The organism is Paenibacillus sp. RS8, assembly GCF_041956825.1.
In the GTDB taxonomy this organism is placed as follows: Bacteria; Bacillota; Bacilli; order Paenibacillales; family Paenibacillaceae; genus Paenibacillus_AQ.
The window spans coordinates 229961-250045 of sequence record NZ_CP168131.1 but is presented as its reverse complement, the minus strand read 5'-3'; the positions used below and the strand labels follow the sequence as shown (position 1 = coordinate 250045).

The 20085-nt window shown below is 44.3% G+C and carries 18 protein-coding genes; 15 read left to right on the top strand and 3 right to left on the bottom strand.

What is annotated here, in order from left to right:
• Positions 1–17 precede the first annotated feature (17 nt).
• From ACDZ28_RS02160 to ACDZ28_RS02150, 3 genes are read left to right on the top strand one after another with little or no spacing between them, the layout of a single operon-like run.
• Positions 18–908 (top strand): carbohydrate ABC transporter permease, encoded by an 891-nt coding sequence (locus ACDZ28_RS02160; protein ID WP_042130810.1) that lies wholly within the window; start codon positions 18–20, stop codon positions 906–908.
• A gap of 37 nt (positions 909–945) precedes the next feature.
• Positions 946–2592 carry an extracellular solute-binding protein gene (locus ACDZ28_RS02155; protein WP_375103927.1) on the top strand — a complete coding sequence of 549 codons (1647 nt, stop codon included), beginning with the start codon at positions 946–948 and terminating at the stop codon, positions 2590–2592.
• Between the two features lie 37 nt (positions 2593–2629).
• A complete protein-coding gene (locus tag ACDZ28_RS02150) occupies positions 2630–4363 on the top strand; it encodes a family 10 glycosylhydrolase (protein WP_375103926.1) in 1734 nt (577 codons plus the stop codon).
• Positions 4364–4650: 287 nt separating this feature from the next.
• Here the strand turns inward: ACDZ28_RS02150 and ACDZ28_RS02145 are convergent, their stop codons facing one another.
• Positions 4651–4971 (bottom strand): hypothetical protein, encoded by a 321-nt coding sequence (locus tag ACDZ28_RS02145; RefSeq protein ID WP_042130807.1) that lies wholly within the window; start codon positions 4969–4971, stop codon positions 4651–4653.
• Between the two features lie 170 nt (positions 4972–5141).
• Here ACDZ28_RS02145 and ACDZ28_RS02140 point away from each other — a divergent pair, with 170 nt between their 5' ends.
• The 4 genes from ACDZ28_RS02140 (at position 5142) to ACDZ28_RS02125 (ending at position 10400) form a co-directional block, all read left to right on the top strand.
• The gene (locus tag ACDZ28_RS02140) at positions 5142–5456 is read left to right on the top strand and encodes a hypothetical protein (protein ID WP_375103925.1); all 315 of its coding nucleotides are present in this window, start codon (positions 5142–5144) and stop codon (positions 5454–5456) included.
• Between the two features lie 229 nt (positions 5457–5685).
• Positions 5686–6711: a helix-turn-helix transcriptional regulator gene (locus ACDZ28_RS02135; RefSeq protein ID WP_375103924.1), complete on the top strand. Its 1026-nt coding sequence runs from the start codon at positions 5686–5688 to the stop codon at positions 6709–6711.
• Between the two features lie 171 nt (positions 6712–6882).
• Positions 6883–8664: an ABC transporter ATP-binding protein gene (locus ACDZ28_RS02130; protein WP_375105296.1), complete on the top strand. Its 1782-nt coding sequence runs from the start codon at positions 6883–6885 to the stop codon at positions 8662–8664.
• Positions 8661–10400 (top strand): ABC transporter ATP-binding protein, encoded by a 1740-nt coding sequence (locus tag ACDZ28_RS02125; protein ID WP_375103923.1) that lies wholly within the window; start codon positions 8661–8663, stop codon positions 10398–10400. The genes ACDZ28_RS02130 and ACDZ28_RS02125 overlap by 4 nt, the downstream gene beginning before the upstream one ends.
• 235 nt (positions 10401–10635) lie before the next feature.
• On the opposite strand, the gene ACDZ28_RS02120 is transcribed toward ACDZ28_RS02125, so the two are convergent.
• Together ACDZ28_RS02120 and ACDZ28_RS02115 are read right to left on the bottom strand one after the other, a co-directional pair.
• A complete protein-coding gene (locus tag ACDZ28_RS02120) occupies positions 10636–11805 on the bottom strand; it encodes a DUF4179 domain-containing protein (protein WP_375103922.1) in 1170 nt (389 codons plus the stop codon).
• Entirely contained in the window at positions 11792–12325 is a 534-nt protein-coding gene (locus ACDZ28_RS02115; protein ID WP_076119439.1) for an RNA polymerase sigma factor, read from the bottom strand. The genes ACDZ28_RS02120 and ACDZ28_RS02115 overlap by 14 nt, the downstream gene beginning before the upstream one ends.
• Before the next feature lie 659 nt (positions 12326–12984).
• Here ACDZ28_RS02115 and ACDZ28_RS02110 point away from each other — a divergent pair.
• The 8 genes from ACDZ28_RS02110 (at position 12985) to ACDZ28_RS02075 (ending at position 20043) form a co-directional block, all read left to right on the top strand.
• Positions 12985–13338, top strand: coding sequence for an ArsR/SmtB family transcription factor (locus tag ACDZ28_RS02110; protein ID WP_375103921.1), 354 nt, complete (start codon positions 12985–12987; stop codon positions 13336–13338).
• 66 nt (positions 13339–13404) lie between these two features.
• Entirely contained in the window at positions 13405–14403 is a 999-nt protein-coding gene (locus ACDZ28_RS02105) for an NADP-dependent oxidoreductase (RefSeq protein WP_375103920.1), read from the top strand.
• 156 nt (positions 14404–14559) lie between these two features.
• Positions 14560–15204 (top strand): hypothetical protein, encoded by a 645-nt coding sequence (locus ACDZ28_RS02100; RefSeq protein ID WP_375103919.1) that lies wholly within the window; start codon positions 14560–14562, stop codon positions 15202–15204.
• 102 nt (positions 15205–15306) lie between these two features.
• Entirely contained in the window at positions 15307–16155 is an 849-nt protein-coding gene (locus ACDZ28_RS02095; RefSeq protein ID WP_375103918.1) for a helix-turn-helix domain-containing protein, read from the top strand.
• A gap of 225 nt (positions 16156–16380) precedes the next feature.
• Positions 16381–16938, top strand: coding sequence for an RNA polymerase sigma factor (locus ACDZ28_RS02090; protein WP_375103917.1), 558 nt, complete (start codon positions 16381–16383; stop codon positions 16936–16938).
• Positions 16935–17885, top strand: a complete 951-nt coding sequence (locus ACDZ28_RS02085; protein WP_375103916.1) for a hypothetical protein — start codon at positions 16935–16937, stop codon at positions 17883–17885. Before ACDZ28_RS02090 ends, ACDZ28_RS02085 begins: the two co-directional genes overlap by 4 nt.
• Before the next feature lie 251 nt (positions 17886–18136).
• Positions 18137–19114 carry a sugar ABC transporter permease gene (locus ACDZ28_RS02080; RefSeq protein ID WP_231573912.1) on the top strand — a complete coding sequence of 326 codons (978 nt, stop codon included), beginning with the start codon at positions 18137–18139 and terminating at the stop codon, positions 19112–19114.
• Between the two features lie 14 nt (positions 19115–19128).
• On the top strand, positions 19129–20043 hold the full coding sequence (locus ACDZ28_RS02075; protein ID WP_042130793.1) for a carbohydrate ABC transporter permease: 915 nt from the start codon (positions 19129–19131) through the stop codon (positions 20041–20043).
• Positions 20044–20085 lie beyond the last annotated feature (42 nt).

Below are 20085 nucleotides of genomic sequence, written 5' to 3'. Positions count from 1 at the left end.
TTTAGGAGAGGTGAACAATGAGACTAAGCCTGGGCGACAAAATCATGCAGCGGACTATTTATATCCTTTTGACGCTGCTGGCGCTACTTATGCTGTACCCATTTTGGAACGCGCTGGTCATTTCCTTTAATCTAGGGAGCGATACGGCGCTCGGCGGTGTAACCTTGTTGCCGAGAGCATTTACCCTGGAAAATTATTATATTGTGTTTCAGGATCATCGCCTGCTGAATTCTTTTCTGATCACCATTCTTAGAACATTGAGCGGCACGGCATTGTCCGTCTTCTTCACGGCCCTGTTAGCTTACGGAATGTCCAAGAAAACATTGCTTTTTCGAAAACAATATATGGTGTTCTTCATGATTACGATGTTCTTCAGTGGAGGGCTCATCCCTAGTTATTTACTAGTTCGCTCTTTGGGTATGCTGGACACCTTTTGGGTTCTGATTATCCCCGGCATCATCAGCGTCTGGAACATGATTGTCATTCGCACCTTCTTCAACGCTTTGCCGGAGGGGCTTGAGGAATCGGCCAAAATCGACGGCTGCAGTAACTACGGCATTTTCTTCCGAATCGTTATTCCCGTCTCCGGCCCGGTGCTGGCCACGATTGCTTTATTTACTGCGGTTGGTTACTGGAACGACTGGTTTACGGGAGCGATCTATATTACGAAGGACGAACTGCTTCCCATACAGACTCTGCTGCGGCAGGTTATGAACTCCAACATTATGACCCAAATTGGTTCATCGAATGCCATCGCGCTGGATCATATGAACCGAAATCGGACGATTACTACGAAGTCACTGACCATGGCTACGATGATGATCGCTACTATTCCGATTATCCTGACGTACCCTTTTCTCCAAAAGTACTTTGTTAAGGGCGTAATGATCGGTTCATTGAAAGAATAGAAGCAGTCTCCATATTATGTAGAAAGAAGGGAAAAGAATGGGCAATCGTATGAAATGGGTATCGCTTCTGCTGACTTCGCTGGTGCTTCTTCTCGCTGCCTGTAGCGGAGGGGGGAATTCTAACACTTCACCAAACACAAGCGAGAAAAATCTGAATACCGAGGTCGCTACTGATGACGGCAGCGGGATTAAGCCCGTCACCTTCAGCTTCTATGGAAATTACGACTGGCTTACGACATCACCCTGGGGGGATAATGAGGCGACAAAATGGATTCAGGAGAACCGTAAGGTTACTGTTGAACCGATTCAATCGGGAGGTGCGGCCGGAGAAAAACTCAACACGATGATCGTCGGTGGTGATTTACCGGATGTCATTTTTACTGACCGGGGATCCTCAGTGGAACGGCTGGTGCAGGCAGGGCAACTTGTTGCGCTGGATGATTACTATGACAAGTATCCGAACTTCAAGAAATATGTGAAGGAATCCACCCTGAATTTGCTCCGTTCAGATGACGGAAAAATCTATCAAATCCCCAACTGGTATACATCCGGGCAATTCGGCAACGGCGGATGGATGGTGAATAAAGATATTTATAATGAGCTCGGCAGACCGGCGCTGGAGACCTTTGATGATTTGTATCAATATTTACGCTTGGTACAAGAGAAGTATCCGGATGTTGTACCTCTGGAGGTTGGCGAGAAGGGGGCAGGTCTGGAAATTATGTATGGCGGTTTTAAGGAGAACTCCACCAGTAAGTTCATTTCACTCATGGGATATCCGGAAGGCGACAAGCTGTCATCTATCTTGGACGATCCTGCCTACGAGGAGATGGTGCTGTATATCAATAAGCTGTATCGTGAACGGCTGATTACGCAGGATGCACTGCAACAAACCCAGGATGCGGTCAAAGAAAAGGTCAATACCAGCCGGGTAGCGGTCATGGTCGAATCCAATATCACTACGTATGGAGCCGAGGGACACCGTGCACTGACTGCGAACAATCCGGACAGCGGTTATGAAATTATATGGCCGATTCATAAAGCCGGACTAGACAAAACACAAGTGTTTGTAAGCGGTTTCGAGACACTGGGTTGGAACGTCAATGTCATTACGAAAAAGGCCAAGGATCCGGAGGCCATCTTCGCTTACTTTGACTGGATTACGGGTCCGGAGGGACAGAAGGTGCTTTTCTTCGGTCCTAAAGGCTTGTACTGGGATGAGGAGGACGCAGACGGAGCACCAATTCCGAACGAGAAATACAAGACGACTCCTGCTAACGAGCGTACGGAAACGATGAGAAAATTCGAGGACTTTAACTGGGCAGGAAATACGACCTTTATTGATACGGCAAAAATGAGCCTCGAGGCGCTGCTTTCTGCGAACCAGAAATCATGGGAGACGGTGGCGCAGTCCACGGTCACCTGGAAAACCGCGCTGGACATTACGGAATTTGTGAATACCGATCCGCTTCCAGATACGGAGATCGGCATCATCGCACAGAATGTAGGGGATATTTATACCCTTGCTTACGCACAAATGGTTCAGGCGAAGTCGGATGAAGAGGTATTGTCGGCACTGGAGACAGCCAAAAAGAACACCCAAAAAGCGGGCCTGGATAAGCTGCTTGAGTTCAGAACCGAAAAATGGCAGGAGAATGTCAAGAAAATCAACGCGACGAAATAAGACTTTTATCAAATCTTATACTTGTGGAGGCGATATTATGGCATTTGCGCTTAGGTCGAAATTCATAGCAATGTTAAGCTTCGTATTGGTTTCTTCGATAGCAGGTGGTTCCGTGCCGGCTAAGGCCGATGAGGAGAGTAATCCCCCTTTTGAAACGGAAGTGATTGTACGGACCGTAAACCAGTTTAAGAATACGGCGGATGTCCATAATTTCATCCAGCTGTCCACAAGCTACGGTGTCGATGTCATCAGCATGAACGTGAAGCAGGATGAAGATGATGAGGTTCCGTCTGGAAGTGTATTTTATCAGAGCGATATCGCTCCGATCGCGCAAGGCTATGAGAATTTCGATGCCCTGCAGGCTGTCATTACAGCAGCCCATGCTGCAGGAATCAAGGTTCATGCCTGGATTCCTCAGTTCCATGATCAGCAAGCCTTCCTTGCTCACGATGAATGGCAGATGCAAGCACTGGTTGACGGGGTTCAGACTCCTTTCACAGGTTCTAACGGCAATGAATACTTCGTCAATCCGATTCACCACGAAGTGCAGCAGTATGAGCGTTCCATCATTCAGGAAGTGATCGAGAATTATGCTGTTGACGGTGTTGTGCTAGACTGGATTCGTTTCGACAATTACAACATGGACGTCAGTGATTACACGGTTGCGAAGTATCAGGCGCAGTTCGGCTATTCCCCGCTCAGCATTGACTTCGATACGGATTCCCCTCAGCGTGAGCAGTGGAATGAATGGAGAACTGAACAAATTGGACAGTATGTAGGCGATATCCGTGAGGATATTTCCGCATCCTCAAATCCGGATGTGCAGCTCGGTGTGTATATTTTGCCGCCGGAATTTACAGAGGTTGGACAGAATGTAGCCAAATTCAAGGATGATATCGACTTTGTCGCACCGATGGCGTACTTTGATGACTGGGAGTTCAATAGTGATTGGGTATACAGCACTTCCTACGGCATTCTGAAGGATACGAGCGACCGGATCAGTGGCAGTGATGTGGAGATTGTAGCCACACTGGATAATGACTGGACTGATGATCAATATCAGGAGATTTACAAGGGAATCCGCGAGAATTATCCGGACGTGAAGCGCCTGTCGTTCTTTGCCTACGGGGCCTGGCCAGAAGATGAATTGGCCAATATTAAGGAACGTGAAACCTGGCCGACGCCGGGCTGGACGCCTCCGGTAGAACAAGACTATCCGGCTCAATTACCAGTAGGATGGAAGGCTCGGAATATCGGTTCCATGCCGGGGAACGTTACCTACAATTCATCCAATAAGCAATTTACACTCAGCAGCACCTCTACGGATATTTGGGGAAATGGAGATCAACTGAATTATATATATAAATCCGTGAGTGGCAATGCGGAGATTATTGTAAAAGTACAGTCCACTAGCCGATTGGACGGCTGGGCTAAGGCCGGTATTATGATTCGCGAGTCGCTGGGGCATAATTCGAAGCACGCGGATATGATGCTTACCCCTGAGAATGGGGCAACCTTCCAGTATCGTGCAGAGACAGCGGGCAATATGGTCGACCATACTGCGGCTGCCTCGGCTCCAAGATGGCTAAAGCTGACCAGAAGCGGAAATACCTTCAAAGGGGCTATTTCGGCGAATGGGAATAACTGGCAAACGGTCGGAACTGTTCAGATCCCGATGAATCGCAAGGTGTATATTGGCATAGCGCTTAGCAATCCGGGGGATGATTCGAGGAATAAGGCCGTGTTTGGAAATGTGAAGATTACGGATTAAGTCTAATACAATAGCTTGGGGAGCTGAAAATATAGCTGGCGATGTATTCGGAAGTGACGCGTTTAAGCCTTCTCCACCTCTAGGGGTGAGGGAAGGCTTTTTGTTGATGATGTGTATTTACGGACTTTGCCAAATCCCTTTCTTGCATGGTTTTAAGCTGTTCTGCGGTCTTCTGTCACGTCAAGGAAAGCTCGGCCAGTCAACATGAAAAGGAATTAACTGGTTATTCTCCGGCTGGGCGCGGAAACTCCTGTATTGTATTGAATTGAATTAGAGGTGTAATTTCCTCATAGTGTTCTGAAAATGTCATTTATCGTGTAATACAAAGCATTAAGTTCTTCCATATAAACTGTTTTTATTTTAGTTTTATCAGGATTGTCACTTACCATTTCCATAAAAACATCCAGATCATTAATGATACCGTTAAGGCTTGCGCGCTTTAACAATTCTGAATCGGAAATATCATCTTTAAACGATAGTCTTAAGATTTCCATAGTGTCGTTTACAATATCCTTGAAATTTTCTTCTTCCCCATAGAAAGTTGCAATCTTTTTTAAGAAGTCTGCATATTTATCTGGTATTTTTGAATTTTCTGAAAAAATAATCATATATATCTTCTCCCTATATTCATTGAATTTTTAAACAGTTTAAGTCTTGGCCAGCTGTGAAATCACCTAATTGTAGTCAGGGATATTATAATTAGTTTTGGAACAATTGGCGGTTAAAAATGATACAGTAGTTCAGTTATAGTTGACCACTTCGAAAGCGGGTGCTGGTAATGCTAAAGACAGTATCAGTTATTTTTAATGAGCGGCCAAAAAGTTGGGGATTAAGAGGGGATCCATATCTTTGGGATGAGCTAGAGAATTACTTTCAAGAAGTGACTTATCCATGTACAGGTGAGGCGTTTGCACAGAGATTCAAATACGCGTTTGAGGAATTAACAGGAGGTAACTTAGATGATTTAGACAAACAAATCTATTGTGAGAAATACAGTCATGGTGGTATGTCCAGTGGGTACGTTTCTCTGGAGTTTTGGGTTGAAGTAGTGATTCCAATGCTAATTGAACGATTGGAGGAATTAGCAAATTAAATTGGTGAACAATAAAGCGTTAAAGACCGTTCACAAGCGGTTGTCGAGCTAATCAAGCTTAGGGAGCTGAAACTATAGCTGGCCATGTCTTCAGAAGTGATGTGTTTAAGACTTCTTCACCTTTAGGGGGGAAGTTTTTTTGTTGTGTATGCGTATTTGCTAAAAGAACATTCAATTGATAATCATTCTCAATACATATATAATGAATCCAAAGTACGGGGAAGCAGGGATGAGCATGGAGCGTAGCGATGGTCTGAATGCAGCAGAAACAATTGATGCCCATAAGACGCTTATATGCGAGGGGTTTAATTTTACTTACCAGCTGGATGGGAGTCACTTTGAGATAAAACCACCGGTCGAACTAGGGGGAGGCAGCTGCCGGAGCCTGCTTACGCATGGGTATCTTCAGATGACGGATTTTGATCTCCGATTTAACCGGGATATTGAAGCGAAGGGCGAGTTTAGAACACCGCGTACGGAGCTTGTATTCTGCATGGGCCATGGAATTGAATGGGGTACCTCGCTGAAGCAGGACTATTTTGCCATAGATACAGGAGAAAGTGCGCTGCTTCACGGTGGAGTAAGAAGTGAGAATTGCACGTACCTTAGCGGAGCAGGCTACCGATTCCTAAGCATAGATATGAGTCCGGCACAATTTGAGCGGATGACCAGTGGATTGACTGAGGATACACGGCTCCGAGCCGGAGGAGGAACGGGTTTGTTTTTTGGTAAAAGTGGTATCACGCCATCTATCCGGCTCATTCTGTCGCAAATTGCGGATTGTTCCTATGGTCAGGGTATGCGGGAACTCTATCTGGAGGGAAAAATGCTGGAGCTGATGGCGGTCTATCTCAATGAATCTTTATATGAAGCGGAGCGGATTCCAGGTTCGGTTAAGCTGTCTAAAGATGATATGGAGAGCCTGCGACTAGCCAAAGAAATTCTGCAGCGTGATTATTTACACCCACCGACACTGGCTGGCCTCTCTCGCATCATTTGCCTCAATGAGTTCAAATTGAAAAAGGGTTTTAAGGAAATGTTCGGTTATACCGTCCATGCCTATGTTATCGAACAACGTATGCAAAGGGCGCAGCAGCTGCTGGAACAAGGAAATATGACTGTAAGTGAAGCAGCTTCCAGGGTTGGATACGGGAATGTCAGCCATTTCTCAGCAGCCTTTCGCAAAAAGTTCGGTGTGCGTCCCGGAGAATATTTGATCAGCAGCAGACAGCGTTCTGTAGGAACTTGGATGTAAGCGCGTATCGAATAGAGATGCTCCTGATTTGATTAGTTATAATCCGGGAAGCGGTAGCAACCGTGAACAGCATTCTTATACACTAGTGCACAGAGAATCATTCTCAGTGCACTTTTTTTGTGCGTAATTATCAAGAGTGGGGGAACAGCTGTGAGTAAAACCAAAACTGGCATGTCGAGACTGCTAGAGATTGCCGGAGAGAAGCGGGGCCTGCTGATCCTGTCTGGCGTATTGTCATCTGTCAGCGCCGTGCTAATGCTGGTACCGTTTTTATCTGTTTATTTCATATTGGCTGAGCTACTGCGGCATGCCGCGTCTCCTGGACAGGTCGATGGTGATGCCATGATTCGCTGGGGATGGATTGCACTCGGCGGATTGATTGGAGGTCTGGTGACCTCGTATTGCGGTATTATGTGCTCGCATATTGCGGCTTTTCGTATTCAGTATAATCTGCGTGTGCGAATGACCGAACATTTGGGCAGACTGCCGCTTGGTTTCCTGAACGGAACTTCGACCGGCGCAGTGAAGAAGACGCTGGAACAGAATGTCGACAAGGTGGAAAATTTCGTAGCGCATCAGCTCCCTGATCTGGTCAGTGCGCTGGCGTCTACGGTGCTGATGATTGTGGCGATGTTCTGGCTGAGTCCGCCGTTAGCTGTTGCCTGTCTTCTACCGATCCTCATAGGAATGGTTGTACAGTCGGCACTTATGATGAGCGGCAAGGGAAAAACCAGTGTGAAGCAGTATCATGATTCTTTGGAGCAGATTAATGCTTCGGCGGTGCAGTATGTACGGGGGATGCCGGCGGTGAAGGTGTTCGGGCAGACGGTGCATTCCTTCCGTAAGTTCTACAGTGATATGACCAGATACCGTGATTATTGTCTAGAGTTTACGGACCGTTATCAATCAGGGTATATCCTGTTCAAAACATTGCTGGCTTCCTCGTTTACCTTTATTTTACCGGTGGGTGTCTTTATGCTAAGCGGCCAGCCGGACTCCATGTCTTTTGCGCTTGTGCTGCTGTTTTTTCTAATTATGGCACCTGGCGTATCCTCTCCGCTCTATAAGCTGCTTATGCTGGCTTCAAGCACACGGGATATCGGAGAAGGTGTAGAGCGGATGGATCGTCTTTTGGCACAGCAGCCTGTACCAGAGATAACAATGCCGCTGTCACCGTATGCTTTCGACGTTGAATTCACGGACGTAACTTTTTCCTACAGTGAAGAAGAGGGGGCTGCGGCTGCGCTCAGTAAGGTATCCTTCCGGGCAGAACAAGGGAAGGTTACAGCGTTGGTTGGACCGTCAGGTTCAGGGAAATCGACGGTGGCCAGCCTGGTGCCGCGGTTCTGGGACCCGCAAGAGGGTGCGATCCGTATCGGTGGCGTGGATATTCGCCATATGGCGATTCATGAACTGATGAATACAGTTGCCTTTGTATTTCAGGAGACCTTCCTGTTCTATGACACTTTGTATGAGAATATTGCCGTCGGCAAACCGGGAGCGACGCTGGATGAAGTCCAGGCTGCAGCCAGAGCTGCGCAATGCGACGAGTTCATCTCTCGGCTTCCGCAGGGGTACGAAACGTTAATCGGTGAAGGTGGTGTCTATCTCTCCGGCGGTGAAGAGCAGCGTATTGCGGTAGCCCGGGCCATCCTCAAAAATGCGCCGGTACTTGTGCTCGATGAAGCGACTGCTTTTGCCGACCCGGAGAATGAGCATCACATGCAGCTGGCACTAACGGAGCTTATGCGCGGGAAGACGGTTATTGTCATTGCCCACCGCCTGTCTTCTATTCGTGAAGCTGCACAAATTTTGGTACTGAGAGACGGGGAAATCGTGGAGCGCGGAGATCATGATCGTTTGATTGATCTCAATGGACTTTACACTCAAATGTGGCATGCCTACAGTGACACTGGAGATTGGCATATGGAAAAGGGAGGGGATCAGCTATGAAGGTATTGCATAATATTACCGCAGGTAAACCTCAACAGCTGCTAAGGCCTGTGCTTTTTTCTTTGCTAGCCAATCTAGTCAGTGTGCTTCCGTTCGCGCTTGTCATTGAGGCGGTGAGGTTAATTTTTGCTCCTTATATTACGGTGGGGGCAGAGCTTCAGATAGAACGGCTTTGGTGGATTTGTGCGGGACTAGCTGCTGTCATGATACTGATGTTCCTGAGCGAAATTCCGGCATACCGCTCGGCATACCGCGGGGCTTACAATGTTGCGGCGCAGGGACGGGCGGAATTAGCAGAGCATCTGCGAAAGCTTCCGCTAGGTTACCTGACTCGCCGGGACCCTGGTGATCTGGCCAATATGATGATGGGCGATTTCACATTGGTGGAGACAGGGATTTCTCATCTGCTGCCACAGCTTGCAGGGGCTTTTGTGCTGCCGATATTCGCACTTGCGGGGTTGCTGTTCCTAGACTGGCGGATGGCAATCTCCATGTTCGTAGCGCTGCCGATTGCCCTCCTGATCATGTATTTATCGGGCAGACTGCGGCGAAGACTCGGAGCAGATCATATGAAGGCTAAATTGAACGCTGCGAACCGGCTGCAGGAATATTTAAACGGTATACGGGTGATGAAAGCCTACAACCTGACGGGAGAACGATTTGTTCGTCTGGATAACTCTTTTAGAACTTTGATGAAGGAAAGTGTAAAGCTTGAGGGGATGTTCGGTCCAGTCATTCTAACGGCTATGGCTCTTCTTCGTGCGGGTCTGACCTTAATGGTATACGTTGGTGTTCATCTATTGTTAGGCGGGGAGCTCGGTATTTTGCAGCTGGCTGTGTTCCTTATTGTCGGTACACGCATTTATGATCCACTGACCACGGCGCTCGCCAACTATGCCGAATTCCGGTACAACGAACAAGCGGGTGAACGCATCGTAGACCTGCTTCGCCAGCCGGTAATGACGGGTACTACAGCCTCGCTTCCCGAGTGCAGTACCATCCGCTTTGACAATGTTACCTTCAGTTATGGAGGTGACCCAGTTCTCAAACAATTAAGCATAGAAATGCCGCAAGGCTCATTAACTGCAATCGTGGGTCCCTCCGGCAGCGGAAAGAGTACAGTGCTGCGTTTGATCTCACGTTTCTATGATCCTGAGGAAGGAAGTGTTCTGCTAGGCGGACGCAATATTAAAGAGATTGATCCAGAACATTTGCTAGGGTCTGTGTCGGTTGTGTTTCAGGATGTGTACCTGTTCCAAGATACCATCGGAAACAACATTGCCTTTGGACGGCCGGGCGCGTCACAGCAGGATATTCAACAAGCAGCAGAAATGGCCCGTTGCCATGATTTCATTATGAAATTGCCGCTTGGTTATGACACGCCAGTAGGAGAAGGTGGCAGTACGCTTTCCGGAGGGGAAAAGCAGCGGATTTCCATTGCACGCGCAATTCTCAAGAACGCTCCAATCGTATTGCTGGATGAAGCTACTGCATCGCTTGACCCGCAAAATGAAGCCGAAATCCAGAAGGGAATTGATGCACTGATTACGGGAAGAACCGTTATTGTTATCGCCCATCGCCTGAAAACTATACGCGGTGCAGACAACATTATCGTGCTGGAAGATGGCCGATTGGTCGAGCAAGGACGACATGAAGACCTACTACGACGCAGAGGATTGTACGACCGTCTCTGGAAGCTGCAGCAGCAGTCCGTCGGATTCCGCATCACATCATAGGAAACCCCAATCACACTTTTAGGAGGACAAAGCTATGGCGATCACAAAGGATGAATCCAACTGGCCGATTATAAGCCTAAGTCTGAGAGTGATAAGGAAATGAGCTGTGCGGAGAAAATATCGAAGCTGGCTTCAGCTAAATAAACTACAAAAGACGAAGCCCATTATGGCTTCGTCTTTTGTAGTTTTGCATCCCCTTTTCATCCTAGAGAATAATGTCCTTTTTACAAATGAACTATTGCACCGAAAGTACAGTCCCCAGCTCAGGAATATATTCCTTGAACATATTATTGTCTTCCCACTGTCCTTTAGTCCCAGCTGGGGCTTGACCTTCGGAAACGACTAAGTACGGTTTGATGGTTACGGTACTCGGTATAGTCTTGAAGGGTTCAAAACGAACATTATAAGATTCGCTTAAGGGGTGAGCACCGATGGGCTTCAGTTGAACGCCATGTTCATCCACAATGTCAAACTGAAGAGCGATGATGCCTCCGTTAGCACCCTTGTATTTCGAAGGGATAGAAGCGAGCATTTCTTCTATGCTCTGGCCTGGTTTAGTTTTGTACTCAACGGATATCTGTGTTGTAATTGGGGTGATTTCTACCTTACTGATCTGCAAGTTAATGTTATCGTGATGCTTGGTCTCCTCTGAAGTTAGTGCGGTAACGGGCGTTGATTTTGTAACAGGCAGAACGAATTCGAACGGGACATCGTAACCCTTTAACGTTACATTTACAGTCAAGTCAAACTGATCAGGGAACTGGACAGTCTGTGTTGTTGTACTCGGCTCATAATAAGTGTTCAAAACCTGAACCATTATACTGGAAGCAGTCTCACCGTCCATATGTTCGTAACTCCAGAGCAGAGGTTGGCCTTTATAGAGAACCTCAAACTTATCCACCGCTCCTTTATTGGCATCTGAAGGCGGTGAATTGGGCTCCGAAGCCAGACTGTTTCCAGGAGTGGTTATGTTCATAAGAATTCGGGTTCCGTCAAATAACAACGTTGGGATATTCATGGTCACATCGCCATGGGTCACGCTTTGGTTTACGTTTGTGATGAAATCCTCGGCTTGTTGAACACCGGGATCTCCATTGTTTTCGCCCCATAATGAATAGATTTCTCCCAGAACCGGAATTTGCTTGAGTGCATCAGCCATTACGGGCGATACAAAGCCGGAAGCAAGGACTGTAACTCCAAGAATTGCAGCGGCTGCAGTGGAAATCCACCATTTATTAAAAGTTTTTGATACATTTTTCTTTTTCTGAACGGGGGAAATGGAATTATCGGTTTCCCTGATGATTTGGTAAGTCTCATTCAGTTTGGAGCGGGCAATATCCGATAACTGATCGGGAAGTAGGCTTTGGCAGTTTTTTAATTGTTCTTCTAACTTAGTGTTTACCATGTCGCAACTCCATTTCTTGATTGAATTGAGATAAATGCTTTAGCTTTTTGCGGGCGCGATGCAGCCGGGTCTTCACGGCTACCGTAGAAATTTCGAGAATGTCGGAAATTTGACTGATCGGCATGTCCTGTAGGTAATGAAGGTGAATGACAATCCGTAGATTCTCCTCAAGATGTTGAACGGCATCCCATATTTCGATTTTCTCATAATCCTTGGAAATGGAAGGGACTTCGGGAAGCTCTCCATAAGGGAGGGCTCTTGAGTTGTTTTTGATCATTTTGTTGCATTCATTAATCAGAATCCGGAAGATCCACGTTTTGAAAAAAGCGGGCTCTCTGAGTGTATGGATGGACCTAAAGGCTTTAAGCATCGTCTCTTGCAGGGCATCTGCACAATCTTCTTCTTTGTTGACGATGGACCTTGCAGTTCTATACAGAGGTAACTCTATCTCTTGCATCAACTGCACGAATGCTTCAGAGTCCCCAGCTTTGGCTTTGACGACAATAGGATTAATATGCAAAGATTTACCTGCTTTCTTGACTAAAAGTCTTAGGATGTTCGTAACGTTACTTAAATATTAGATCGGGTAGGTAGCTAGAAGGTTACAACGAAAGTAAACCTAAGATATCCGGAGACTGCACCGCTTGGGTAAAATCAGCACACACGGGTTTCTGTAAGCATTCTTGTTCACAAAATAATGTAGTATCTGGTGGGGCAGTTTTGTTTACTGAAAGCAAAAGCCCTTCCGCCGTTTTGGCGGAAAGGGCCAGTCGAACTTGCTATTTGGTATTTTAATAATGTTAGGTTTATTTATTCAACATTATCTTTAAATTTTCTATTTCTCTCTTATAAAAATCAACGGTCTTACCCTCTGTGACTTTCCAGTCCTTTTCTAGTGATTCGGTACGAAATTCTTATACTACTCAATGAGTTTATGGTGATTTGAAAAGTTTCAATCAAAAATGATTCCATTCTCCGCATCCCGCAAAACATTATGATTGCTTTTACTGTCGTGTTTTCCCATTTGGACAACCTCCAAGTAGTCTAAACCCATTGGAAGATGAGAATTATGTAAAAAATTCCCTTGTAATCTCGATTTTCTTTCCCAAGGTTGCAGAGGATATCTTGTTATGACATACTCGTCAGCAAATGGTTCGCTAAGTTAAACGATTGAACGAGATGAAAGCGGTGAGAATCATAAATAAACAGCAACAAGTTGAAGTCATCAAAGAAGATTTCAAATTATGCCAGAAGGTCTTTTTGGCCATTGGTAATGAGACACGGCAATCTATTATTACTGTACTTATGGAGACTACTTGTACGAACGGACTACGCCTAGGTGAGATTACTGAACAAACTCATCTCTCACGACCTGCTGTTTCACATCATCAGAGGATCTTAAGAGAAGCTGGAATCATTATGGTGCGGGAAGAAGGCGCTAAAAATTATTATTTTATGGATGTTAGAACAAAATTAGGAGTGTTAAAAAATCTTATAAACCATCTAGATGAATTCATGGAACAATATTACTAGAAAATACAGACGAAGTAGACTAACAATTACATGCTTCGCATCTCGATAATGAAAAGGAGGATTCTTGTGAAAGCAATGATCATTGAAAAATACGGAAAAAGTCCTCTTCTATTGGCAGACATTCTAACGCCTTCAGTGGGTGATTATGATGTATTGGCGGAAATCCATGCGGCGAGTATTAATCCTATCGATTTCAAGGTGCGGGATGGCAAAACTCGTATGCTGTTGAAATACGATCTGCCGCTTGTTTTAGGAAATGATTTTTCAGGTATAGTCACCAAAGTAGGAAACAAAGTAACAAAATTCAAAATAGGTGATGCAATATACGGACGGCCAAGAAAGAATAGAATTGGAACCTTCGCTGAATATATATCCGTACATGAGGACGATATAGCCTTAAAGCCTCACAACCTTTCCTTTGAGGAAGCGGCGTCAATCCCACTAGTCGGGCTTACATCCTATCAAACATTACATGATATATTACAGCTGTCGGCAGGGCAAAAAGTATTGATTCAAGCTGGCTCGGGCGGCGTTGGAACCTTTGCTATCCAGCTTGCCAAAGCAATGGGGCTTTATGTGGGTACAACTACTAGTGATGCCGGAGCTAAACTGGTCAAGTCTCTTGGAGCCGATCAAATAATTAATTATAAAACAGAACAATTTGATGAGGTTTTACAAAATTATGATGGAGTATTCGATACGATTGGCGGAGAAACATTAGAAAAGGCTTTTAAAATAGTCAAACCAGGTGGACAAATTGTATCGGTTTCTGGGCTGCCCAATGCGCGCTTCGGAGAAGAATATGGGTCTGGCTTTATAAAAACGAGTCTTTTTCGATTGGTTACCCGTAAGCTCACAAAATTAGAGAAGCAATACCATGTTAAATACAACTTCCTGTTCATGAAACCAAGCGGGAGACAATTAGAGATCATTTCAGAGTTTATAGAGGCAGGGAAAATAAAGCCTGTAATTGATCAAATATTTTCTTTTGAAGAAGCTCAAAAGGCAATGGAGTATTCCGAATCGGGAAGGGCAAAAGGAAAAATCATATTAAAGTTAAAGTGATAGGGAATTTAACCCAACTCATAGAATATAACTACTTGTGCCAAGAAAGGAGAATTTCTATGTGTTTTCACTGTTATAGGAAGATAAGAATCCGCCACCTCTCCGAAACCGACGTGTTAAAGTAAGATACTACACAAATCATATGGGGTGTATCGGATGAAGATAAATGATAATTATTTGAAGGAACAATTAAAACATGTTTATTGGCTTAATGGTGGACCTTGTGCCGGAAAGACTACTATGACCAAAAAATTCGTAGAGGAACTAGGCTTTCAAACATTAGGTGATGATGTCTTAAAATATAGACCATTCACTAGTCCTGTTGATTACCCTGCTCTTCAATTTCCTAATCCAGATTTGGATTGGAATAAGTGGTTCAATAAACCCGTAGATGAGCACTGCCAATGGCTATTTCAAATCGTCGAAGAGATGATGGACTTCTTTATCATTGACTTGTTAACAATGCCTAATGACAAACCAATAATTATTGATTTAGGCATAATGCCTGAACGTATATTACCTTTTATACCAGAAGAGAGAATGATTTGTTTGTACACGTCTGAAGAAGAGATAGAGCGATTATATTACTTTAGAGAAGATCATAAGATGATTTTGGATTGCATCAACGCCTATACGATAAACCCAGAGGAAACGATTAAGCAAGGGAACAAATCTATGGTTAAGTTTTCTAATGAGATTAAGCACGCCTGTACTGCTATAGGGATTAAAACCGTTGAAAGAATACCAAGTATGAGCGTGGAGGAACAATTTAAGTTAGTTAAAGAACATTTTGGATTGTAGAGATGACCTAAAGGTAAGTTTTGTACTGACTTTTTCGTGCAGTAAATGCACGGCTTTCATTTGTTAACTACACTAAAATTTATCTCGAAGGGAGGGAATACGATGGATTGGTTGCAGAGGATGAACAGCGCGATGGAATATATAGAAACAAATCTAACGGATAAAATCTCATATGATGACATAGCGCAGATCGCCTGTTGTTCTACTTATCATTTTCAACGAATGTTTCCGTTTATTACTGGAATAACGTTATCTGAGTACATTCGACGTCGACGGTTGACATTGGCGGCTTTTGAGCTGCAGACAACAAATGCAAAGGTTATTGATATAGCTATGAAATATGGGTATGATTCGCCGGAAGCGTTTGCGCGAGCGTTTAAGAATCTTCATGGGATAATACCGATATCTGCACGCGATAAGGGCGTTTCTCTAAAAGCCTATCCTCGGATGTCCTTTCATATTTCTATAAAAGGAGATGTCGAGATGAATTATCGAATTGAACAAAGAGGGCCTTTTGAGATGTTCGGAGTATATGGTCTAATAAATTTGGACATGAAAACAGCGTTCTCTGAAGTTCCTCAATTCCGTGTAAAATGTGATGATGATGGTAGTGTTGATCTTATGAATGAATTACTGGGACGTTTTGGTGATACCGTATTGCACGCTGCCTTATATGATCACACGGGAGAATCTTTCAAGTATATGATTTGTTACAATTTACCAAAGGGGCTTGAAATTCCAGAAAGATTTACAAAGCTCTCTGTCCAGGCTTTAACATGGGCTATTTTCCCGGAGCCGCAATGTGATTTGCAAAAACTGTGGGAACGAATATACTCCGAATGGTTTCCGACCTCTGAATACGAACAGGTTGATGGTCCTAGTTTCGAAATGTATTATGGTATGGCAGTGAATGTTACAGGGGAAATATGGATACCCGTAAAGAAAAAATAACATTTACTCAAGTGAAATGCAGGGATGCGTAAGCGAAGATGATAGCTGAACAAAGTAAATCTATTTAAAGAAACCACTCCTTTGTCGGGAGTGGTTTTGTCTTATATATTTTGTATGATAAAACTACCTGCAGTTTATGAGCTGGAAAAAAATTTTAGTATAAGTGCAACCATTTCTACGAACTTTCTACTATATAGATAAGAGTGTTGAAAAGGAGAACAGCGGATGGAAGACCAAGGAATAGTTCACTTATATCTACAGCGTTCACAGCAAGCTATTTTAGAGACTAAGAAAAAATATGGGGCTTACTGCAGAGTGATTGCAAGAAACATTATTTCAAATTTGTCTGATGTTGAAGAGTGTGAGAACGATACATATTTAGCAGCATGGAATGCAATACCGCCTAATCTGCCTAGAAATTTTCCGGTATTTCTGGGGAGGATCACCCGTAATATTGCGCTTGATAAATATGGTTATAATACAGCGCAAAAGCGTAATCGTGAGTTTGAAGTCATTCTAACTGAACTAGAAGAATGTTTAGCTTCCCCTGATACGGTAGAAACAGAGTATGAAGAAGGTGAGATAGCGAGCTTAATAAATCAATTTTTATATGGCATAGATGAGCAAGCCAGAAACATATTTATTGGAAGGTACTGGTATTCGTATTCGATAGAGGAGCTTTCCATGAGATTTAATATGAGTAGTAGCAAAGTGAAATCTATATTATTTAGGACAAGAAAAAAACTTAGAATTCATCTAAATCAAGAGGGGGTTAACCTATGAAAAAAGAAGATTTATTTAAGGAGATCGGATTCATTGATGAGAACTTAATTGAAGCGGCTAAGCACAATGGGAAAGAGAAAAGAAAAAAAGGTATCTCTAAAAAGTGGGTTGTTTTGGTCGCCTGTCTTATCCTGTATAGTTCAACTGCTTCAGCTTTATTAGCAACAGAATATTATAAAAATCAAAATTCTGAGCCTTACATACGTTACCTAAAAGCTGAAGATATGGAGTTAGAGCCTGCTACTAAATATGATGCCGAAAAATTTCTACATGCTTTGAAAAGTGATAATAATGAATATGTATATATTGCTATTAATAGGCTGGTAGAAAGCTTTAATGATCAAAAGTTGAGAGTAAAAGCTTTAAAAGAACTTCAACCATTTTTAAAAAATGAGAATCAAAAAATCGCCGATGCGGCTGCTTTTGCCGTCGATATTTTGTCAAAAAGTTATAAGAGCCCTTATATTGTTAAATTAGCAGACGGAAGTATGATATTTACGTTGTTTAATAATTATTCGGATTATGGAAGTCAAAATGTCATTTGGAGAATAAAAGACAATGTGCTTGAAGAGTATCTAAGTTTTTCAACACCATCAATGTATGTTAAAAAAATTATTCCTTCACCAAATCATAACTTAGTTGCAATACTAACATGCTCTAATAAAAGTAATTTCGTCCAAATTAATAATATTGAAGAGGGAAGGGTAAGTCCAGAATTAATAGAATCTGCAAGAGTTAAATATGGTGTGCAAAAAAAATTAGATACATGGATTCGCACAGATCATGAAAATTATAGCTATGCAGATAAGATAGTGTGGAAAGACAATGATACTTTAGCATTTGAGGGGTCTCTTGCCTACCAGAATACTGAGATTATTGAGAATGTTACTGTAAAGTATCAGTTTAGTAAAAAGATCATAGAAGTAAAAGAGCTTAATTCTAGATGAGAGTATGTTCCGGCGGCTCCTGTTATAGTTTTCGCCCCCCCTTGTGATACGGTTTACTGTATCATAAGGAGGGGTATTTTTGCGCTGGAATTTCTTGAAATAAGAGTGATTAATTATGAAAAGAACTCCAAATATCCATATGGAGCATGAAGTCACTTTTGAATAAACAAGGTCATTTGCAAGAGAGAATTCGTTTCTGTTCTTCTACTATAATGAATCCATCCAGATTAAGTAGAGTGAGGTTCGAACCTATGACAAACCCTGCAACGAAAGCTGTAACCAAGCCGTCCTATACGCAGTCAATGGGCCGCATTGACCGGCTGCTGCGCAATATCGTGAAGTACCGGGTGCTGCTGCTTATGCTGCTGCCCACCTCCATTATCTTCTTCATCAATTGCTACATCCCAATGTTCGGATTATTCATTGCGTTCAAGAACATCAACTACGTGGATGGTATTATGGGCAGTCCATGGGCGGGGCTAGACAACTTCCGTTTCCTGTTCGCTACCTCCGATGCCCTGCGGGTGACCATCAACACCGTTGCCTACAACGTGGTCTTTATTATCTCAGGCCTCATTCTCTCCGTCTCCCTGGCGATTGCGATCAATGAGGTCCGCAGCAAGCTTTCCTCCCGTTTCTTCCAGACCGTTATGATTATGCCGAATTTCTTGTCCATGGTGGTCGTCAGCTTCATCGTCTATGCCTTCCTGCACCCGGAGTATGGCTTCCTGGTCAAGCATATTCTGCCGATGTTCGGCTATTCCTCAGTCAATGCTTACATGCATCCTAATGCATGGCCCTACATTCTATGGGCTACCAAGATGTGGCATTCCATCGGTATAGGGAGCGTCATCTATCTCGCCGCCATCACGGGTATCAGCGAGGAACTGTACGAGGCCGCCGTCATGGACGGCGCCAGCAAGTGGCAACAGATCACCCGGATTACCCTGCCGTTGCTCACGCCGATCATGGTCATTCTTACTATTCTCAACCTGGGCGGCATTTTTCGCTCGGACTTCGGGCTGTTCTACCACGTTACACTCGACTCCGGTGCGCTGCGTTCGACAACGGATGTCATCGACACCTATGTGTACCGGGGCTTGATCCAGCTCAATGACCTAGGCATGTCCTCGGCGGCGAACTTCTATCAATCTGTCATCGGCTTCTTTCTTGTCATTGGAGCGAACAGTCTGGCCCGTAAGCTGAACCGCGATACGGCACTTTTCTAGAACGGAGGATCATAATGAATACTGCATCCCATATCAGTTCTTACTCCAAGGGGCCAAAGACCGCCCAGATTATTCTTCACCTGTTCTTCATTGCTTTCAGCATGGCCTGCATCCTGCCCATTGTGCTGATTGTGGCCATTTCCTTAACCAATGAGAAAACGTTAACTCTAGAGGGGTATAAATTCTTTCCCGACAAGGTTGATTTATCCGCTTACCAGTATTTGTTCAACCATTCGGAGACCCTGATCAAAGCTTATGGAATCAGTCTGACCGTTACGCTGATCGGAACCCTTCTGGCCGTACTGCTGATTGCACTATATGCATACCCCCTTTACCGGAAGGACTTTCCCTTTAAAAAGGTGTTTAACTTCTATCTTCTAATTACGATGCTGTTCTCGGGAGGGCTTGTTCCGTTCTACCTGCTATACGTTAACTATCTGAATCTGAAGGACTCGCTGATCGCGCTCATTCTTCCCGGACTGTCTAACGCATTCTATATTTTTATTACGCGAACCTTCTTCCAACAAACGGTGCCGGAAGAGATGATAGAATCTGGTAAATTGGATGGGGCATCAGAATGGCGGATTTTCTTCCAGCTTGTGCTTCCGATCTCGCTGCCCGTGCTCGCTACCATCGGTTTGTTCACCACGCTGATGTATTGGAATGACTGGTTCAATTCGATGCTCTTTATTAATGACACTGACAAGTACTCTCTGCAGTACGTCATGATTCAAATGATCCGTCAGGCGGAGTTCTTCAAGAACCAGTTGGCGGGAAGCGGTGTGGCCCTGCTTGTACACGAGTCGGTTCCGACCGAAAGCCTGCGGATGGCCATGGTCGTTGTATCGATAGGTCCCATTCTGTTCATCTATCCGTTTTTCCAGAAGTACTTCACCAAAGGCCTTACAATAGGAGCTATCAAAGGTTAAGCTGTCTAACTCTGGCTAAAATGCCGGTTAGAATATATGATC